Source organism: Acidobacterium sp. FHG110202_01 (genome assembly GCF_059115305.1).
The window spans coordinates 298,125-317,318 of the sequence record NZ_JBZYWJ010000005.1 but is presented as its reverse complement, the minus strand read 5'-3'; the positions used below and the strand labels follow the sequence as shown (position 1 = coordinate 317,318).

At 56.5% G+C, this 19,194-nt stretch carries 15 protein-coding genes; 12 read left to right on the top strand and 3 right to left on the bottom strand.

The genetic code is table 11. The features are described 5' to 3' along the window. Position 1 precedes the first annotated feature (1 nt). From AC5S16_RS12830 to AC5S16_RS12805, 6 genes are read left to right on the top strand one after another with little or no spacing between them, the layout of a single operon-like run. The gene (locus tag AC5S16_RS12830; RefSeq protein WP_493930465.1) at positions 2-1,237 is read left to right on the top strand and encodes an ABC transporter substrate-binding protein; all 1,236 of its coding nucleotides are present in this window, start codon (positions 2-4) and stop codon (positions 1,235-1,237) included. After that, a complete protein-coding gene (locus tag AC5S16_RS12825; RefSeq protein ID WP_493930464.1) occupies positions 1,234-1,992 on the top strand; it encodes an SDR family NAD(P)-dependent oxidoreductase in 759 nt (252 codons plus the stop codon). Before AC5S16_RS12830 ends, AC5S16_RS12825 begins: the two co-directional genes overlap by 4 nt. A gap of 20 nt (positions 1,993-2,012) precedes the next feature. Continuing rightward, positions 2,013-3,314: an enolase C-terminal domain-like protein gene (locus AC5S16_RS12820; RefSeq protein ID WP_493930463.1), complete on the top strand. Its 1,302-nt coding sequence runs from the start codon at positions 2,013-2,015 to the stop codon at positions 3,312-3,314. After that, positions 3,311-4,159 (top strand): fumarylacetoacetate hydrolase family protein, encoded by an 849-nt coding sequence (locus tag AC5S16_RS12815; RefSeq protein WP_493930462.1) that lies wholly within the window; start codon positions 3,311-3,313, stop codon positions 4,157-4,159. The genes AC5S16_RS12820 and AC5S16_RS12815 overlap by 4 nt, the downstream gene beginning before the upstream one ends. A 9-nt stretch (positions 4,160-4,168) precedes the next feature. Further along, positions 4,169-5,428: an L-fucose:H+ symporter permease gene (gene fucP / locus AC5S16_RS12810; protein WP_493930461.1), complete on the top strand. Its 1,260-nt coding sequence runs from the start codon at positions 4,169-4,171 to the stop codon at positions 5,426-5,428. 43 nt (positions 5,429-5,471) lie between these two features. After that, positions 5,472-6,815: a M20/M25/M40 family metallo-hydrolase gene (locus AC5S16_RS12805; RefSeq protein WP_493930460.1), complete on the top strand. Its 1,344-nt coding sequence runs from the start codon at positions 5,472-5,474 to the stop codon at positions 6,813-6,815. On the opposite strand, the gene AC5S16_RS12800 is transcribed toward AC5S16_RS12805, so the two are convergent. Then, on the bottom strand, positions 6,816-9,548 hold the full coding sequence (locus AC5S16_RS12800; protein WP_493930459.1) for a glycosyl hydrolase: 2,733 nt from the start codon (positions 9,546-9,548) through the stop codon (positions 6,816-6,818). A 38-nt stretch (positions 9,549-9,586) separates the two neighbouring features. Beyond that, positions 9,587-9,868 (bottom strand): hypothetical protein, encoded by a 282-nt coding sequence (locus AC5S16_RS12795; RefSeq protein WP_493930458.1) that lies wholly within the window; start codon positions 9,866-9,868, stop codon positions 9,587-9,589. A 56-nt stretch (positions 9,869-9,924) separates the two neighbouring features. Between AC5S16_RS12795 and AC5S16_RS12790 the strand changes: the two genes are divergently transcribed. Next, entirely contained in the window at positions 9,925-10,098 is a 174-nt protein-coding gene (locus tag AC5S16_RS12790; RefSeq protein WP_493930457.1) for a hypothetical protein, read from the top strand. Between the two features lie 76 nt (positions 10,099-10,174). After that, entirely contained in the window at positions 10,175-10,990 is an 816-nt protein-coding gene (locus AC5S16_RS12785; protein ID WP_493930456.1) for a phosphatase PAP2 family protein, read from the top strand. 239 nt (positions 10,991-11,229) lie between these two features. Here AC5S16_RS12785 and AC5S16_RS12780 read toward each other — a convergent pair whose 3' ends face one another. Beyond that, a complete protein-coding gene (locus AC5S16_RS12780; RefSeq protein WP_493930455.1) occupies positions 11,230-11,907 on the bottom strand; it encodes an ankyrin repeat domain-containing protein in 678 nt (225 codons plus the stop codon). 93 nt (positions 11,908-12,000) lie between these two features. On the opposite strand from AC5S16_RS12780, the gene AC5S16_RS12775 reads away from it, so the two are divergent. From AC5S16_RS12775 to AC5S16_RS12760, 4 genes are all read left to right on the top strand, one after another. Next, positions 12,001-13,014 carry an alcohol dehydrogenase gene (locus AC5S16_RS12775; RefSeq protein ID WP_493930454.1) on the top strand — a complete coding sequence of 338 codons (1,014 nt, stop codon included), beginning with the start codon at positions 12,001-12,003 and terminating at the stop codon, positions 13,012-13,014. A gap of 206 nt (positions 13,015-13,220) precedes the next feature. Next, positions 13,221-13,922, top strand: coding sequence for a UMP kinase (pyrH, locus tag AC5S16_RS12770; RefSeq protein ID WP_493930595.1), 702 nt, complete (start codon positions 13,221-13,223; stop codon positions 13,920-13,922). A 35-nt stretch (positions 13,923-13,957) separates the two neighbouring features. Next, on the top strand, positions 13,958-15,094 hold the full coding sequence (locus AC5S16_RS12765; protein WP_493930453.1) for an acyltransferase family protein: 1,137 nt from the start codon (positions 13,958-13,960) through the stop codon (positions 15,092-15,094). 519 nt (positions 15,095-15,613) lie between these two features. After that, a complete protein-coding gene (locus AC5S16_RS12760; protein WP_493930452.1) occupies positions 15,614-19,165 on the top strand; it encodes a TonB-dependent receptor in 3,552 nt (1,183 codons plus the stop codon). The last annotated feature ends 29 nt before the right edge of the window (positions 19,166-19,194 follow it).

Below are 19,194 nucleotides of genomic sequence, written 5' to 3'. Positions count from 1 at the left end.
TATGCCAAAGACACGCCTGCGCATCGCCGTTCGTGAGTTCACCGATTTTGAAAATGCTCTGGATGAGCAGATTGCGCTTTATCGCGTGCAGCATCCTGATGTGGAATTCGAAGCTGTTCAGCTTGATCTCGACAAGCTGCGCGCGGAGATGTTTGAGAATAGCGGGCTTCGCAACGGCACGTGGGACATTGGCTATATCGTGACTGACTGGCTGGCAGAGGCGGTGGAAGAAGGCGTGATCGATGAACTGACGCCTTATTTACAGCAGAAGCCGGTTCCTGACTGGCCGCAGGGATGGGCGCAATCGCTTGTCGAGCCTCTCTATTTCGATGACAAGCTCTACGCGCTGCCCTGGCACGATGGGCCAGAATGCCTGATCTACCGGCGCGATCTTTTTGAGGATGCCGGGGAGCAGAAAGCATTTCGTAATCAATACGGTTACGATTTGAAACCGCCGGTTACCTGGAAGCAGTTCACGGACATTGCGCGCTTCTTTACCCGGCCTGAGAAAAATCTTTATGGGACGCTGTTCGCGGCGTTTCCGGATGGGCATAACACGCTCTACGACTTTGCGCTGCAGCTCTGGAGCCGCGGCGGCGAACTGGAAGATAAGGACGGCAACGCACTTCTGGACACTCCCGAGGCTATAGCTGCGCTCGACTTCTACCGCAACACTATCCGCGATGCTTCGATGAGCTATCCGGGAGCAGAGAAGCTCGATTCGACGCGTTCCGGCGATGTGTTTCTTTCAGGCGCAGCTGCAATGATGGTGAACTGGTTCGGATTCGCCGCGCGCTGCGACCGTCCCGGCTCTCCACTGCGCGGCAAGGTTGCAATTGCGCCGGTCCCCGCTGATGAAGGCAAGCCTACGGCGTCTCTCTCCGTGTTCTGGACGCTGGGCATCGGCTCCGGTTCGAAACATAAGCAGGCGGCTTATGACTTCATCCACTTCGTCACGCAGCCGGAGCTTGACCTCGGCATTGTAAAGCACGGCACCGTCGGCGTACGGCTTTCTACCTGGAGAAATCCGGAAGTACAAAAGCAGGCGCCTGCTTACAGCAAGATTGAAGAGGTTTCGCTTGGCGCGCGCAGGCTGCCGCGCAGCCGAAGCCTGCCGGCATTTGCAGCCATCCTGAACGACGTAGCGACGCAGGCGCTTACTACGCAGGAGCCTTCAGCGGAAATCCTGAAAAAAGCACAGCAGCGCATTGAAGAGCAGGGGATTAATTTTCGATGACACAGAGTACAGACGCATTTCGTCTTGACGGCAAACACGCTCTCGTAACCGGAGGCGCAAGCGGCATTGGCGAAGCCGCATGCAGAGAGCTGGCGCGCGCCGGAGCATTTGTAACAGTCGCTGATATCAATCTGGAAAAAGCGCAGAAGCTGGCAAAGGAACTGCCCCATGCCCGGGCAGCGCTTGTCGATGTGACGAAACGCGAATCCATCGAAGCTGCTGCAGCGCAGCTGGAACAACTGGACATCCTGGTAAACAACGCGGGCATTGCTCACGTTGGCGATATTGCTCAGGTTGAGGAAGAGGATTTCGACCGCCTGATGGAAGTGAACGTGAAGTCGGTTTACCTCGTCACACGCGGACTGCTTCCCCTGCTGCTCAAGAGCCGCGGTTCTATTGTGAACATCGGTTCTGTCGCAGGATTGGTCGGCATCAGGCAGCGCTTCGCCTACTGCACAACAAAGGGCGCAGTCATAGCTATGACGCGGCAGTTAGCGGTTGAATATCCCAAGCAGCTGCGCGTGAACTGTATCTGTCCGGGAACCGTGCATACGCCGTTTGTCGAAGGCTATCTCGAAAAGTACCACGCACATGAGAAAGACAAAGTCCGCGCAGAACTGGATGCGCGGCAGCCGATGGGGCGGATGGGCAAGCCTGAAGAGATAGCGTCGATGGTGCGCTATATCTGCTCCGATGAAGCGGAATTTATGACTGGCTCGGTTGTGACCATCGACGGCGGGTGGACCGCTGCTTAACTTAAGGAGAACAATTCCGATTGAGTGATCTGAAGATTATCAACGCACGAGTGATTGACCTGCGCTTCCCTACATCGCGGGAGAGTATCGGCTCGGACGCTGTCAATGTCGATCCCGATTACTCGGCTGCCTACTGCATTCTCGAAACAGACCACGGTCCTAGCGGGTATGGTCTCACCTTCACGCTGGGCCGCGGCAATGAGCTCTGCGTCGAGGCGCTCAAGTATCTCTTGCGCTATGTTGTGGGGCGCACTTTCTCATCGCTTACGGATGACCTCGGCGCTTTTTACCGGCAGCTGACATCGGACAGCCAGTTTCGCTGGCTTGGGCCCGAAAAAGGCGTCATCCATCTGGCAACCGGAGCACTCATCAATGCAGTCTGGGACCTCTATGCTCGCGTGGAAGAAAAGCCTCTCTGGAAATTGCTGTCCGACATGGATGCGGAGGATATTGTCCGCGCCATCGATTTCCGTTACATCACCGATGCGCTGACTCGTGAAGAGGCCAAGAGCATTCTCTGCGAGCGCAAAGCGGGCATGGACGCGCGGCTTGCGCACCTGCAGCAGAAAGGATATCCCGCTTATACAACTTCTGTGGGCTGGTTCGGCTTCAGCGACGAAAAGATTGCGCGGCTGTGCGATGAGGCTCTGGCTGCAGGCTGGACACATTTCAAGCTGAAGGTCGGCGGCACTCCAGAAGACGATCTGCGCCGGGCGCGACTGGTGCGCAGCAAAATCGGGCCTGACCATAAGCTGATGATGGACGCCAACCAGAAATGGGATGTTGAAGAGGCCATCAAGCGCACGCAAGCTTTAGCGGAAGTGAATCCGTGGTGGATGGAAGAGCCTACCAGTCCGGATGACATTCTCGGCCACGCGCGCATCCGTCGCGAAGTGCCGAAGGTGCGTATTGCCACAGGCGAGCACTGCCACAACCGCGTAATGTTCAAGCAACTGATGCAGGCCAACGCCATTGATGTGTGCCAGATTGACAGCTGCCGCCTCGCCGGCGTGAATGAGAATCTTGCGGTGATTCTGCTTGCAGCAAAATTTAATATTCCTGTATGCCCTCATGCCGGAGGCGTGGGGTTATGCGAATACGTGCAGCATCTTTCGGCATTTGATTATCTGCGTGTCTCAACATCGCTCGAAAATCGAGTAACTGAGTTTGTCGATCACCTGCACGAGCACTTTACCAATCCGGTCAGAATCCGTGATGCTCATTATGTGCTGCCGGAGAAACCTGGCTACAGCGCGGAGATTTATCCGGAGACATTGCGCGATTACAGTTATCCTGATGGGCGTGTCTGGAGAAATGCATGAAATTTGTAACTTTTTCTGAAGCAGATGGAATCCCGCGCGCCGGCGCTCTTGTTGATGGCTCGGTTATTGACCTTTCGTCGGGTTTTCGCAGCGTACTTTCGGTCATCCTGGGAGGCACGGAGGCTATTCATGCCGCACAAGAATTGGTTGCCGACACAGATGTGCGCCTGGATCCCGATAAGATAAAGCTGCTTACTCCGATACAGAATCCGCCGCGCATTTTTTGCATCGGACTGAATTACCGCGATCACGCCGTCGAATCGAAGATGGAGATCCCGAAGGTACCTACGGTTTTTCTGAAACTGCCTTCCGCTCTGATCGGGCCTGGAGCAGCCATCAAGCTTCCTTCCATTTCTTCGCAGCCGGATTATGAAGCGGAATTTGCCTGCGTGATCGGCAGAGGCGGCAGCCGCATCGCACGGGAGAAATGGCAGGATTATATCTTCGGCTATACGATCCTCAATGATGTAAGTGCGCGCGATGTGCAGCTGGCTACTTCACAGTGGACCCTGGGCAAAAGCTTCGATACATTTGCGCCGCTCGGTCCCGCCATCGTAACGAAAGACGAGATTGCTGATCCGCATACGCTGGATGTAAAGCTTTCGATCGACGGCGAAGAACTGCAGCACTCGAACACGCGCGAGCTGATCTTCAAGCTGCCTGATCTGGTTGCTTATATCTCTTCGATTGTTCCATTGCAGCCCGGAGACATCATCAGCACAGGCACTCCTGCGGGCGTCGGCCTCGGGCGCACACCGCAACGCTGGCTGCGCGCGGGTGAAACCATTACGGCCGAAGTGACAGGATTGGGCCAGCTTGTAAATCCGGTTGTAGCCGGAGAGTAATCTTCTTCTATGGCCGTCACGCGCATTTCGTCGTCTACTACTCCGCAGACCGGCGGCCCGATTACCGAGCGGCGGTTTGTGCTGCCGCTCATCCTCATCACCAGCCTCTTTTTTCTGTGGGCGGTGGGCGTCAACCTGAATGACATTCTGATTCCGCATCTGAAGGGCGCGTTTCATCTCACCGATTTCGAATCATCGTTCGTGCAGGTGGCCTTCTTCGGCGGGTATTTCCTGGGCGCGTGGCCGGCAGGCAGACTGATGGAGAAAATCGGCTACCAGCGCGGCATTGTCTGCGGGTTGCTCATCTGCGCGGCAGGCGCTTTTCTGTTTATCCCTGCAGCCTCCATTCGCGAATATTCCGTTTTTCTGCTGGGCCTTTTCATCATGGCGTGCGGACAGTCCTTTCTTGAGGTCTCTGCGAACCCTTACGTCACATTTCTTGGGCCTCCGGGAACTTCAGAACAGCGGCTGAACCTGTCGCAGTCCTTCAATGCAGTGGGCGCTGTGGTCACGCCGATCTTTGGATCGGCGCTGATTCTTTCGCGAGCGCATGCTGCAGCTGCGGGGTCAGAGGCAGATGTGGTTCGGCTGCCTTATATGCTGATCGTCGCCATTTTCCTGGCGATGGCGCTGCTTATCTCTTCGGTAAAGCTGCCTGTCATTCAGGAGGAGAAAGCTGAGGAAGAGTCGCCGCGCTTTTCCGGAATTTTTGCCTTTCCGCACCTGCTCAAAGGCGTGCTGGCGCAGTTCTTCTACATCGGCGCGCAGGTCGGAGTCGCGAGCTTCGTGATTCGCTTTGTGCAGCACACGCATCCCGGCACGCTCGATACGCAGGCGGCAAATTATCTCAAGCTGCATCTGCTGGGCTTCATGATCGGACGCTTTGCCGGATCTGCATTGATGAAGAAGATTCAACCGGCGCACATGCTCGCAGCCTTTGCCGTGGGTTCGGTGGTATCGGTGCTGCTGGTGATTTTTACGGAAGGTGCTGCAGCGCTTGCGGGCATTGTTCTGCTTGGATTCTTCCACTCGATCATGTTCCCGACGATCTTTGCGTTGAGCATCCGGCATCTCGGCCCTTATACCAAGCGTGGATCATCACTGGTGGTGATGGCCATTCTCGGCGGCGGGGTCTTCCCTGCCCTGATGGGCCGCATCTCAGATCTCTCCAACATTCAACGCGCATTTTTCATTCCGCTGGTCTGCTATGTGGTTGTGCTCTACTTTGCAGTGAGCGGGTACAAGGTGAAGGCGCAGAAGCTCTCGTAATTTCCATCTGACCTGATTCGTTTGCTGTTATTCTCCAGCCAATATGCAAAAACTGATCTGGTGTCTTTGTGGGCTGGCGGCAATGTCTGCTTCGGCGCAGCAGTTATCTACTCCTGAGCGGGCGATGGTCACTTATATCCAGGCAAATGAGCAGGCATCGAATAATCTGCTGCACAAGCTGGTTGAGATCAACAGCGGCACGCACAATCTGGAAGGCGTGCGCGCTGTCGGCAAGATTCTGATGCCGCAGCTTGAAGAACTGGGATTTAAAGTGCAGTGGGTTCCGATGGATGAAGTAAAGCGCACCGGCACACTGGTGGCTGAGCATCCATGCCCGGAGCCGGGCAAATGCGGCAAGCGCATGCTGCTGATCGGACACATGGATACCGTCTTCGAAAAAGACAGCCCCTTCCAGCACTACACCGTTGATGGAAACATCGCTACCGGTCCGGGCGTGAATGACATGAAGGGCGGGCTGGTCATCATGCTGTATGCGCTCAAGGCCATGCAGTCTGCCGGAGTGCTCAAGCAATCCGACATTACGATTGTGCTGAGCGGCGATGAAGAAGCGCACGGTGAGCCTGCAACTATCTCGCGGCGCGATATGATGGCAGCGGCGCAGCACAGCGATGTGGCACTCGAGTTTGAAGGCACGCCACGCGCAGATGGCGTCTTCTACGGGAGCGTGAGCCGCCGCAGTTCCATCACCTGGCGGATTCATACGACGGGCGAGACGGGGCATTCGTCGGCCATCTTTTCGGAAGGCAAAGGTTATGGCGCTATCTATGAGTTGACGCGCATCCTCGATGCGTTTCGCACTCAGCTTCCGGAAAAGTATCTTACTTACAACGTAGGCCTGATCCTTGGCGGCTCGACTGTTTCCATCGATGCGAACAGCATTTCCGGCAATGCTGCAGGAAAAGACAATGTGATCTCTCCTGCGGCTTATGCCAGCGGCGACATTCGCACTATTTCCAATGAGCAGACGGAACGCGTTGAGCAGAAGATGCAGTCCATCGTTGCTGCGCACCTGCCGAAGACAAATGCGACGATCGAATTTGGAGAAGGATATCCGGCCATGGCCCCTACGGAGGACAGCCGCGCGTTGCTGCGCATGCTGAATGGCGCAAACAAGAGCCTGGGGTTTACCGAAATGCCGGAGCTTGACCCGATGAAGCGAGGCGCTGGCGATATTGCCTTTGTTGCACAGTATTTGCCAGGACTGGCGGGCATTGGCGCGACTGGAGATGGAGCGCATGCTCCGGGCGAAACGATTGATCTTGCCACGCAACCTATCAACACCGAGCGCGCTGCAGCGCTGATGTACCGCCTGAGCAAGATCGATGCGAAGGCGAGCCTTACGTCTCTCTATCCAGCAGCGAAATAATTATTGTCTGGAAGATGTTTCGGGCACGAGCGTGATCGTGCCCAGAATGCCTGAAGGCAATGACTCCAAGTGGTCCATGTCCTGCGGCACGAATTTTTGCCCATAGAGCAGGTTGAGCAGGCGGTAATCGGGGCGCGCCTGTCCGGCAAGCGAATTGATGGCTGTATTGGCCACATCGATTTCGATATGGTTCCTGCCGGCGTGGAGGAATGGCGTGACATCAAGCCGGTACGGAGGCATCCAGATGGAGCCTGCCTTTTGTCCGTTCACGCGAATCATCGCAACCTCGCGAATCGGGCTTTCGAGCAATGCGTGCGTGCCAGGCTTATTAGGATCGGACGGTGGCAATGACTTGCCTTCGCCAAAGTCAAGGAAGAGATGGCGGTCCTGTGACAGTGTTTTCCGGGGCAGGTCGAAATCGCGGGTGTAGGTCGCTGTTCCGGAGTAAAAGCGGGTCGCTTCCTCTTCTGTCCACGATGTAAGACTCGGCTTTGCTTCATCGCGATGGGTTTTCGTAAACGCTACATGCCAGTCGTGGCTTAGGTCGATTTTTTCTGCGGTAATGGGCTGGCCGCGCCATGGTTCCGGCAGTGGTGAACTTCCATCATGAAAGATGAGCACGTGTGATTCGTAGGGAGCAAGCGACAGATCGACGCTGCGAGCATCGGCGCGGTAGCTCTTGCCGGAAAACGCGTCCCACTGCTCGGCGCTCTTTCGCGCAGTGCGGAAATGCGCCTGTGTTGTCACGGCATGATTGCTGGTGTTGGCGACAAAATAGATATCGGCGTCGGGAAGCTTGCGATGGATAAAGCCGATCTCAGGCGCTGGAGACGACAGCTTCATATCAGGCTCAACGAATTTTCGAATGAGGCTGCCTGTTTCCGCATCGTCCGAAGCATAGGAGGTATCTGTGTTCTGCGATCGGAAGAGCTTCTGCGAGAGAGCAGAAATTTGCGGCGAGTCGCTCTCAGCTTCACGCAGGCCGGGCGCATGAGCGGGCAGCTTTTCAACAGCAATGACTTTTCCGCCCTTCTGTATATAGGCTTCGATGGCGCGGTAGGTCTTCAGCGAAATGCGATCTACGTGCGGGAGCACAAGCACCGGATGGTGAATTCCCAGCTTGTCGATGGCTGCGGCATCGATGTAGTCGAGGTTATAGCCCGCATCCAGAATGCTTGCCGTCAGTGCTGGAGTGGCATACTGGCGCATATCGTCAGCGAGGTCCACGTGTCCTGGGGTGAACGCTGACTGAGCATCCTCCGTGGGCAGGTAAACGGCAACGTCATTCGACGGCTCACCCTGCCGCAGAAGAAAGCTGATGCGCTGGAGATACCGTGTCACCTCGGGCATGACAGGCCACCACGGGTTGTGGTTGTTGAAGACTGCGGCAGCGTAGAAGGAATATCCAGGATCGCCCGCATATGCCGGCGAATAGGGCCATCCATGACCGATGAACTGGTTGATCCCTTCAAGAAAGAAGAGATCGGCTTCGGCCTTCATGTCGAGCGGCACGGCGCGAAACGGCGGCGAATGAAGCCACGTCCAGGCTTCGGCAGAGGTTACCGGACGTCCATAGAGATGACTGGCTGAGGTCGCCCATCTTGTGTAGGAAAAACTGCGCCACTGCGGGCCTTCGCCTTCCGGAAGATCAACGAGCACGTTGCTCGACAAAGTCACGGCAGGCGCGCCGTAGGTCTGCGAGCGGAAGAGTGTGTGATGCTGATGCGCCCACGCGGTGAGCGGCTCGAGATAATTTTCGTCGACAAGCTCGCAGAGAGTTTCACCCCAATCATGACGCACTGCCTTGGCAACTTCATCCTTGCCGGAAAAGAGCTCCGGCAGGTAAGGCGTCAGATCGTAACCGCGGCGCTTCTTGAACTGTTCGAGAAAATCCGGAGTCCAGTCAGAGGCGTAGACCTCAAGGCTGTCGCTGAAGACCGAATACGGCGGTTGCTCGCCAAACGCTGTTATCAAGCGATTGGCTACGTGCTCAAGGTGGTTGTCGATTGCAGTACGGTCAAAATGGTTGAGGACGAAACCCTCTGCTCCGACCGCCGCGCGTTTTACCTGCTGTCCGGTGCGACTCGACACAAAGAAAAGCACCGTGCGGTCTTTACCGGCAGGATCGATGGCGAACGACGTTCCCTGAGAAGGCAAAGCAATCTGTTTTGAGTTGGAGGGGTCGAAGCTGTCGCTTTGCCCGGCAGCAATGAACGCCGCAATCAGCGTCTCGCCATTTTCGAGACTGGGCAGCGGGACCCGCCCTGCTCCTGCAGGCAATGGAAATTTGACCATCCGCAGCTTTCCGGCGGCCTGCGTGACAGAAGTGTGAGGACCTCCATAAGGCCAGCCGCTTCCGAGCGTGATGCTTACGCGCATGCCGAGCTGCCGCGCGGTCTGGTTCGCAAAGCTTACGTGCTTAAGGAAGGCATCGGAAAGGTATGGGTCATTGTGGATTCCCTCCTGTGGATCATCGAGCGCCAGGGCATAGACAGGCTGAATTTCTACTCCGCCAATTCCGCCTTCCTTCATTGTCTGAAGCTCGCGCGCCAGCTCGTCGTTTTCGACGGCGGGGCCAAACCACCACCAGCGCATCATGACGCGTGCATCGTCAGGAGGGTTGAGAAACTGCTGGCGCAGCGAAGTGATGGAACCAGATTGCGCCTTCGCGGAAGAGGGAAGAAAAATAAACAGAGCGGCCAGCAGAACGGAACCACAGCAGGTGCGATTCATCTGGAATTTACTCGCCTCAGAAGTAAATAGCCTGAATATCAGGCCGACTGCAGGAACGCGACGGATTGAATACCGGCTACTTCAAACCGCTTGCGGCAGCGGATATTCCTGCAGGCCACCATATCGTCTTTGCGCACCATGTAGGACTGCGCCTTGGCAAAGCGCGCGCGGTCACGCTCGTCGGCATGGCGCGGCAGCGATGCTTTTTTCTGGCGTACGATCCAGCCGAGCTGGTACTCATCTGCCTTGCCGCAATGTGGACAAGTGAGGGTATGGGCACGCTGCTCCTGTTTTTCATTGAAAAATTCGCGTTCATCCATAGCCAACCCTCCAAGCAACCATAAAAGTATTTCATACTAAGAACCTGAGAGATACCATGGCCAGGAAAAAGGCGAAGAAATTCTCCGCAGTGAAGGCCGTAAAAGCCAATGCGCGGGAACGTGTCGGCCAGCCCAAAGCGGAGCGCGTGATCGAAGAAAAGCCGCGCAAGGAATTGCGCAAACCGAAGCACAAACCGACGCTCGGAGAGATACTGGGCGGCAAGGAGTAAGAATCATGGCGAAGGCAACCGGGCAATCGCGTTGCGCTATGGCTGCCTAAGCCTGCGTGATAGTCTCAAGTTTTCTATGCTTTTCAAGCTGATTGTTTTTCTTGCAGGTCTCTTTTGGGTTTGTGGGCTATACGCGCAGGACGATGACTGTTCTCTGCACAACGTGAAACCTTGCGTTGTCCATGTAGCGCAGGATGAAGCCGGCATTGTCACCAGCCCTTTGCGGATTACCGGCAAAGATCTGTTATGGATTGCGCCGTTCGGAGTGGCTACGGGGCTCTTCATCGACTATGACGCGCACATCATGCGCGACATCGGGGTCCATCCCAACCGCGAGGACAAGTTCAAGAAGTTCTCAGACTATGGCGGATTGTATGGGCCCACCGTGGCGCCGGTCATCGGTTATTTCGTAGGCGCGGGAACTCATAACGATTATCTGCGCGAGTCCTCTGTGCTGGCGGGCGAAGCTACGCTTGATGCTCTCATCGTAAACGAGGGGTTGAAGTATGCCATTGACCGCGAACGGCCAAACCAGGGCGATGGCACGGGGCGCTTCTGGCCGCATGGGCCAAAGACCTGGCCTGATGGGCAATCGATGCCATCGAACCATTGCATGATCGTGTGGTCATTCGCGCGCGTCGTTGCCGGCCAGTACGATGCCCCCGGCACAAAGATTGCCATCTATTCGCTGGCGACAGCGGTGTCGGCTTCGCGTGTTCTGTCGCGCGAGCACTTCCCTTCCGACGTGGTTGTGGGCAGCACCCTTGGCTATCTGATCGGCGATTATGTCTTTCGGCACCGGTCGCGCGAGGCGAGCCTCTTCTCGATTTCAGCGGTAAATACTCTGAATGGCCGTGGCGCTCAGCTGAATATCAACCTTGGGCGGCGGTAGTGATTCGAGTGGCGGCCGGGGCTGAAGTCTCCTGTGTTTTCGGTTGGTATTCACCGGCCTGAAGAGGGTGCTTAAATCCATTGCAGTTCAAAAGCAATCCCTCAACGGCTAAAGCCGCGCTGATTTAAGTCATTTACGGCACGACTAAAGTCGTGCCCCTTCAAAACTATGAGTTTTTCGGCATCCTCTTTAGCCTGGTTCTTCTACCTGCCTATTTCAGGCAGACACTGCCTATCTTCTTAAGCCTGCGTCATGGATTTAGCGGCGTACGATTCGAGCAGTCCTACCAGCTCGGCGTGTCCACGCTCGCGGGCGTAGTCGAGTGCGGTCTTTCCCTGATCGCAGGGGCAGTCAGCGCGCGCTCCATGTTCCAGCAGAACACAGGCTATCTCTTTCTTTCCTGCAGCCGCAGCCTGAATCAGCGGCGTATATCCGCCGTGCTGAGCGGCATTCACATCGGCTCCGGCCTCGATGAGAGCACGGACCGAATCCACTGAATTGTTCAGCGCGATGCAGGAGTGCAGCGGCTGATTGCGCAGCGGATTATGCGACGGCTGGTGCGCATGCGCTCCATGTTCCAGCAGAAGCGTTACGGCTTCAGAGCTGGCAAAGGCAGCCGCCAAATGCAGAGGCGTCCAGCCATCGGGAGAGATAGCGCGGGCCTGCATGGCGTCGGCGGAGATCAGGCCGTGGAGACGGCTGCAATCGCCGACAGCAGCGGCCTCGAATACATCGAGTTCGCGATGGCGCGACAGCAGGAAGTCGCGGATCACCGGCTGCTGCGTGTACACCGACAGCATGACAGCCGAGATTCCCTGCGCATCACGCGAGCGGGCCAGATCCGGCTGCGATTCGACGGCCTCAGCGATCTCGGTGGTCTGCCCTTTACGTATGAGTTCAAAGAAATGCTGGCTCATGGGGCGAGTATAGCTCTGAATGGCGTATTCTTTGTGTCGTTCATCATCCATTGTCATCAGATCGAGTACGCTTCATCGAAAAAGGAGGCAACTATGCAGGCAAGATATGTGCCGGTAACCAAACCAGGAGCTCCACTTGAAGTCGTGACAAGGGATGTGCCTGAGCCCAAGGCGGGCGAAGTGCGCGTGCGCGTCCAGGCATGTGGTGTGTGTCACAGCGATTCGGTAACCAAAGAAGGCATTTTTCCCATTCAGTACCCGAGAGTTCCTGGGCATGAAGTTGTCGGTCTCATCGATGCTGTCGGCGAAGGCGTTCCGCAGTGGCAGAAGGGCCAGCGCGTCGGCATTGGCTGGTATGGCGGGAACTGCGGGCGCTGCGAGCCCTGCAGGCGCGGTGACCTGGTCGCCTGCCAGAATCTGCTGATTCCCGGCATAAGCTACGACGGCGGATATGCAGACTACATCGTCGTTCCTGCGATGGCGCTGGCCGCGGTCCCTGATTCGTTGAAGAGCGCGGATGCCGCTCCGCTACTGTGCGCGGGAATCACAACCTTCAACTCGCTGCGCAATACAGGCGCGCGGCCGCCTGATGTGGTTGCAGTGCTCGGCATGGGCGGGCTCGGACACCTCGGCGTTCAGTTTGCGGCCAAGATGGGCTTCACCACGGTGGCCATTGCGCGCGGGGCGGACAAGGCCAAGTTTGCCCATGAGCTCGGGGCGCATCACTACATCGACAACACTTCCGAAAACGTCGCTGAATCCCTGAAGAAGCTTGGTGGCGCGCGAGTAATTCTATCTACGGTCACCGATGCCGATGCAATGTCGGCAGCGATCGGAGGCCTGGGGTATGCGGGTGAATTCGTGCTTCTTGGAGTCTCGCCAAAGCCGTTGCAGGTTCCCATGATCCCGATGATCATGCAACGCCAATCGGTACATGGCTGGCCCAGCGGAACGTCCATTGAATCCGAGGACACGCTGAAATTCAGCTCGCTGACCGGCGTGCTTCCGCTGATTGAGAAATATCCGCTCGAACGCGCGGCTGAGGCCTATGAGCGCATGATCAGCGGCAAGGCGCGCTTCCGTGTGGTGATTGAGACCGGGGCTTAGTGGCTTCATAGTGTTGTGGTCTCCCATCCTATCGCAAGAAAACGCGATAGGATGGGGCACCCGGCATTGTGGTGTAACCATTCTTTCCCCAGTTTCGTCTCGCTGTGCGATGAAAGGGTGAGACATACAAAATCCTACAAATTACCGATCTACAAACAGACGCATGGCTTCGTTTCCAGTCCGAAGCCATGCGATACTCAAAGAGCATGTACAATCGCGTCGTTCTCAAGCTCTCAGGTGAAGCGCTGGCCGCTGGTCGCGGTTTTGGCGTGGACGGTCCCCGTGTTCACGAAATTGCCGGCGAAATTGCCGAAGTGCGTGAAATGGGCGTGGACGTTGGCGTGGTTGTCGGCGGCGGCAACTTTTTCCGCGGCGTAACCCAGGCCAAGGAAATGGACCGCGTCTCGGCTGACCACATGGGCATGCTGGCGACGGTGATCAATTCGCTCGCCATCCAGGATGCCCTGGAGAAGCAGAATGTTCATGCCCGCGTCATGTCGGCCATCGAGATGCCGCAGGTCTGCGAGCCTTACATCCGCCGCCGGGCCATCCGGCACCTGGAAAAGGGCCGCGTGGTGATTTTTGCCGCCGGGACCGGAAATCCATACTTTTCCACAGATACGGCGGCTTCCCTGCGCGCCATGGAGATCAAAGCTGACGTCTTACTTAAGGCGACCAAGGTCGAAGGCATCTATGATGCCGACCCTGTCATCAAAACGGACGCAGTGAAATTTGAGCAGATTACATACATGGAAATTCTGCGGCTGGGGTTAAAGGTAATGGACACTACCGCGGTAAGCCTGTGTAAGGACAATAACCTGCCCATGATTATCTTCAATATGAATCAGCCGGGGAACATCCGCCGCGTGATCAGCGGGGAGAAAGTCGGCTCACTGGTGACTGCCTGAGCGCACAACCGCAAATCGCCTATTCGCGGGCTGCGGTGCTTGATCCACCTGAAGCCTCGGAGCAGCCGTCTCTCAGAGTTCCGAAAAAAGTCAGTAAGCCAAGACTGCCGGCGCTCTCCGGGCTGCGCGCCTTTGCCGCGCTGAACATCGTTTTTTTTCATTTCTCCAACCCCAAGTGGTTCGGGCCGTTCGCTCCTATTGTGGACAACGGCTATACCTCAGTCAGCTTCTTTCTGCTGATGTCTGGCTTCATTCTGGCCTACAACTATAGCGACCGCGCCCAGAGGGGCCAACTGAAGGCCACGCGCTTCTGGATGGCCCGGCTCTCCCGGCTCTACCCGGTCTATATCTTTGCCCTGCTGATCTCGCTCGGCATGCTGATTGCCGAATGGGGAGTGCGCACGCATGGCGAGTTTGCGCTGGGTGTGGTGCTGACACCGCTCCTGCTGCAGGCATGGATTCCGAAGATTGCGACCTTCTGGAACACTCCGGCATGGACGATGTGCACGGAGGCGTTCTTCTACCTCATCTTTCCTGTAGTCATTCTCTGGAAGAGGCCAAAACACTGGCGCGGGCTGCTCGGCCTGCTGGCGGTGCTGTGGGCCGCCGGGATGCTGCTGCCTACGCTGTACACGGTGTTTCACCCGGATGGGCCCAATCCCGGCCGCTATACAGACGGCTTCTGGATGCGGGCGCTCAAGTTCTCCCCGCCGCCGCATGTGCCCTCGTTTCTGTTCGGCATTGTGCTGGCGGACATTGATGCGCGGATAACGCGCGGGGCCCGCATTCGCCTGCTGCTGGGGGTCCTGGGCATTGCCGGCCTGTATACGGTCCTTTATTTCGGGGATCGTATGCCGTATGCGCTAATGCATGACGGGCTGCTGATGCCGCTCTTCGGACTTGCGATCCTGGGCCTGGCCGGACGGAACATCATTGCCCATTTCTTCGGATTCGCCCCCTTTGTCGCGATAGGCCAGGCGAGCTACTGCCTCTACCTGCTGCACTTCAACCTGTGGGACATCATTCACCGGTCTGGGGTCCTGGAGGCCAGTCATCTTGCCGCCCTCGATCCCTGGATCAGTTACGTGCTTCTGATTTCGGCGGCCCTGCTCACCATGAAGCTGATCGAAAAGCCGGCGCAGGCGTGGATCCGGCGGCGTATTCCTGAATAGGAGCGGGTACCCCCCTCCCCCTATGTAGCAGTTGGTTCTATTTATTTTCAATGACTTACAAGAGGATTACCCTCTGCTATCTTATTGATTCTTCTATTGCTTGTGCACTACTACAGTGTTTTCAATAATTTAGTGGGTAATCTGTTTTGGGTATTACCCCTTACTCCCCTCACTCAAGCCAAAAAGAAGGCTTGAATGGGCCACCGATCCGCTCAGAGATGCGAAAGCCCGCTTTTTGCGGGCTTCTTCAGAAATTTCTCCCCTATTTTCAGGATAGCAAATTCGACGAAACAATATGCCAGGTTTCCTTGGCTTGTAAGTCTTTTGGATGGTGATAGTTACCCAGAACAAGACTGCTTCAGGGGCTTGACAAGGAATCTTTTATTGTAGGGATCGGCTTGAGCTGTTTTCAGGTTCTTATTTCATTCGTTTCAACGAAGGTTATCTTTTTAGTTAATGCATAAACAAGCAACTGACTGTATTGCCCCGCATCGACTTTAGTTGGAGGCAGTTCATTCCATGAAACAGCAGGTTGTTTGTTCTGCTGTGGCCGGGAGAAAAAACCGGCGCACGGCTTCGATGTCTACCCTTAACCTTCTCAGCCTTGTTCTTATCGCAATCCTTGCCTTTTATTCATTTCTACCTGCGAGTGCACAGGCGGTCTTCGGATCCATTGTGGGAACAGTCACCGACACTTCAGGCGCAGTTGTGCCAAGCGCTACTGTTACAGTCACAGATATCGCCAAAGGGACTTCGCAGCAGGTTCAGACAAACGCGAGCGGTAACTACACAGTTAACAGGCTTATTCCTGATGCCTACAAGATCACGGTAACGGCACCGGGTTTTGCGCAGGCTGAGGCAGATAACGTTTCCGTCGCCGCCGATACCTCGCCGCAAATCAACCTGACACTTCAGGCTGCCGGGTCGTCGCAGACGGTTACCGTTACAACGGAGGCTCCACCGCTCAAGACAGACCGCGCCGATGTAGCGCAGGTGCTGGACAGCCAGCAGGTGCAGAACCTTCCTAACCTGAACCGGAACTTCAGCCAGTTCACGCTGCTTACGCCCGGGGTGCAGCGCGCGAGTTTCAGCATCGCTCCAACGGAAAACCCGCAGGGCACAGTCGCGACGGAAAGCAACGGCAGCAACTATGGAACGGTGGGCTGGATGCTTGACGGCACGGACAACCGCGAGCCGGTGCTGGGCCTGATTGTGATCAACCCGACACTGGATTCCATCAGCGAGATGAAAGTGACTTCACAAAACTATCCGGCCGAGTTTGGCGGCGCAGTGGGTGGAGTCGTGACGGCGCAGACGCGTTCCGGCGGAAATGAGTTTCACGGCGATGTTTTTGAATTCCGACGCAGCGATGCACAGGAGGCGCGCGATCCTTTCACGCAGTTCCAGCGCGACCCGGTAACGGGCAAATTCATTCCCAGCTCCGTATACAACCAGTTTGGCGGATCGCTGGGCGGCCCGATCATCAAGGACAAGGCATTCTTTTTCCTGGATTATCAGGGGCTCCGGCAGAAGGTGGGAACCTCAGTACAGCAGAGCGTGCCGAGCCAGACGGTGCGCAACAGCTGCCTGAGCGGAACAGGGACGTGCGACCTGAGTGAATATGCTTCGCAGATCTATAATCCGCAAACCGGGCAGACCTATGCCGCGAATGCTGTGCCGGCATCGGCGCTTTCGCCGCAGGCGATTGCGTTATTGAGACAACTGCCGGCTCCGCAGTCGCCGGGAATCACCAATAACTATGTTGCTTCCGGCAACGGCAGCAACAATGGCGACCAGGCCGATGTTCGACTCGATCATCAGGTTACGGCGAACCTGCATGCCTTTGGCCGCTATGACTATTCGAACTACCGGCTCTTTGGCGCTCCCGTATTTGGCGCTGCCGGTGGAACCGGTTTCGGCATCGGCAATACGACGGGCAACGACCAGGTGCAAAACCAGAGCGCTGCAGTCGGTTTTGACTGGGCGATTCATCAGAACCTGCTAACGGACTTTCGTTTCGGATTCCTCAACTACCATGTTTCGGAGAACAAATACGATGCAGGCACCACTCCGGCAGCGAATATCGGCATCGCGAACCTGAATACCAGCAATCCTGATACTTCCGGCTCACCCTCCTATAACTTTGTAAACGGCACGATTTCCAACTTCGGCACGCAGGGCTGCAACTGCCCGCTGCTTGAAAGCGAGCAGGTCTTCCAGCTGGCAAATAACTGGACAAAGATCATCGGGAACCACTCCATTCGCTTCGGCGGCGATATTCGCTACGCTTTCAACCTGCGCAATGCGAGCGATTCCAACCGGTCGGGACTGCTTACCTTCAGTCAGCAATCCACTGTGGTTGCTGACCCTGCAACGGGAGCGGTTGTGCCGGGGACGGGATCTGATCTGGCATCGCTGCTGCTTGGCGATGTGGGCCAGTTCCAGCGCTTCGATGTATACAGCAACACGGCAGCGAACCGGCAGAAGCGCGGCGCGTTCTATGCGCAGGATGACTGGCGCATCACACCGACGTTTACTTTGAACTATGGGCTGCGCTGGGACATTGTCTTTCCTGAAACAGTCAACAGTCCCGGGATGGGCGGATTCACGGACATGAGCACGGGCAATATCCGTGTCGCCGGTTTTGGCCCTTACGGCACGAACGCGAATGAAAACCTCGACCTGACAAATCTGGGCGGACGCATCGGTTTTGCGTGGCAGGCCAAGCCGGGAACGGTCTTCCGTGGCGCTGCGGCGCAGATTTACGATGACGTGGGCTTCTTCGGAACTATTTTCGGCAGCGTGCTGTCGCACAATATTCCGGTAGTAAATTCGGAGAACAATAACCAGTCGCAGGCCGTGAACGGTGTCGCCTACACGCTCACTTCCCTGCCGGCAAAGCCGGCGCCATTCGTGATTCCATCGAATGGGCTGATTCCGATCCCGGCGAACGTGAGCCCGCAGGTGCGACCGAATACACTGATACTGCCTAAAGTAGACCAGTGGAACCTGAGCCTGCAGCAGCAGATCACAAACAACATGTCGCTTACACTGGCTTATGTAGGCAATGTCGCTGAGCGCATCTACCCGGGCGAGACTTACGGTTTCAACATCAACGTGCCTGTCCTGCCCAGCACCCCGTCGCAACTTGATGATCGCGATGCGCGGCGGCCATACAATAACCGCTTTACAAATACCTATCTTGGGCAGACGGTGACTTGCTGCAGCCAGGACATCACGTCGGTTGCGCCTTCAGCACGCGCCAGCTACAACGCGTTGCAGACAACGCTGGAGAAGCGCTTCTCGAACGGGCTGCAGTTCGTGGCCAACTACACCTGGTCCAAGGCAATGAACTATGGCACGACATACTTTGCGCAGGATCCGCGCGTAGAGTACGGGCCAAACGATACAAACCGCAATCACGTTTTTGTGCTGAGCGGGCTGTATCAGTTGCCCTTTGGTCAAGGAAAGAAATTCTTCGATACGAGCAATCGCTGGATCAACTATGCCATCGGCGGGTGGCAGCTTGCCGGCACCACAACCTGGGAGAGCGGCCTGCCCTTTACTCCAACCTATGCGGAATGCGGACAGGATCAGGACATCGATACCAACTCCGGCAGCCCTGGCACATCGAGCGATTGCCGTCCGGACAAGATTCCCGGCGGATCACTGGGAATGAGCGTCGGCTCGCTTGATCCGGTAACGCATAGCCGCGGCTATTTTGCTCCAGTGGCTGCGCTCACTCCGGGAGCGGTTTCCGGTCCCTTTGCACGGCCTGCCTTTGGCACGATCGGCAATGTCGGGCGCAACTCCTTCCGTGGTCCGAATGACTACTTTGCTGACGCTTCGCTCTTCAAAGACTTCGGCATCACGGAACGGGTGAAGGGGCAGTTCCAATTCCAGGCGTTCAATGTGTTTAACCACGTTCCTCTCGGGTTGCCGAGTGCGGCGAATGCTCGCTGCGTCGACTGCTCCACAGGAGGGGTGATTACCAGCGTGGACAGCGCCGTATCCGGCAGTGGCCAGCCCTATATGCGTCAACTGCAATTCGGGGCTCGCATTCAGTTCTGATGAGCCTCTGATTGGAAAGAGGGCCGCTC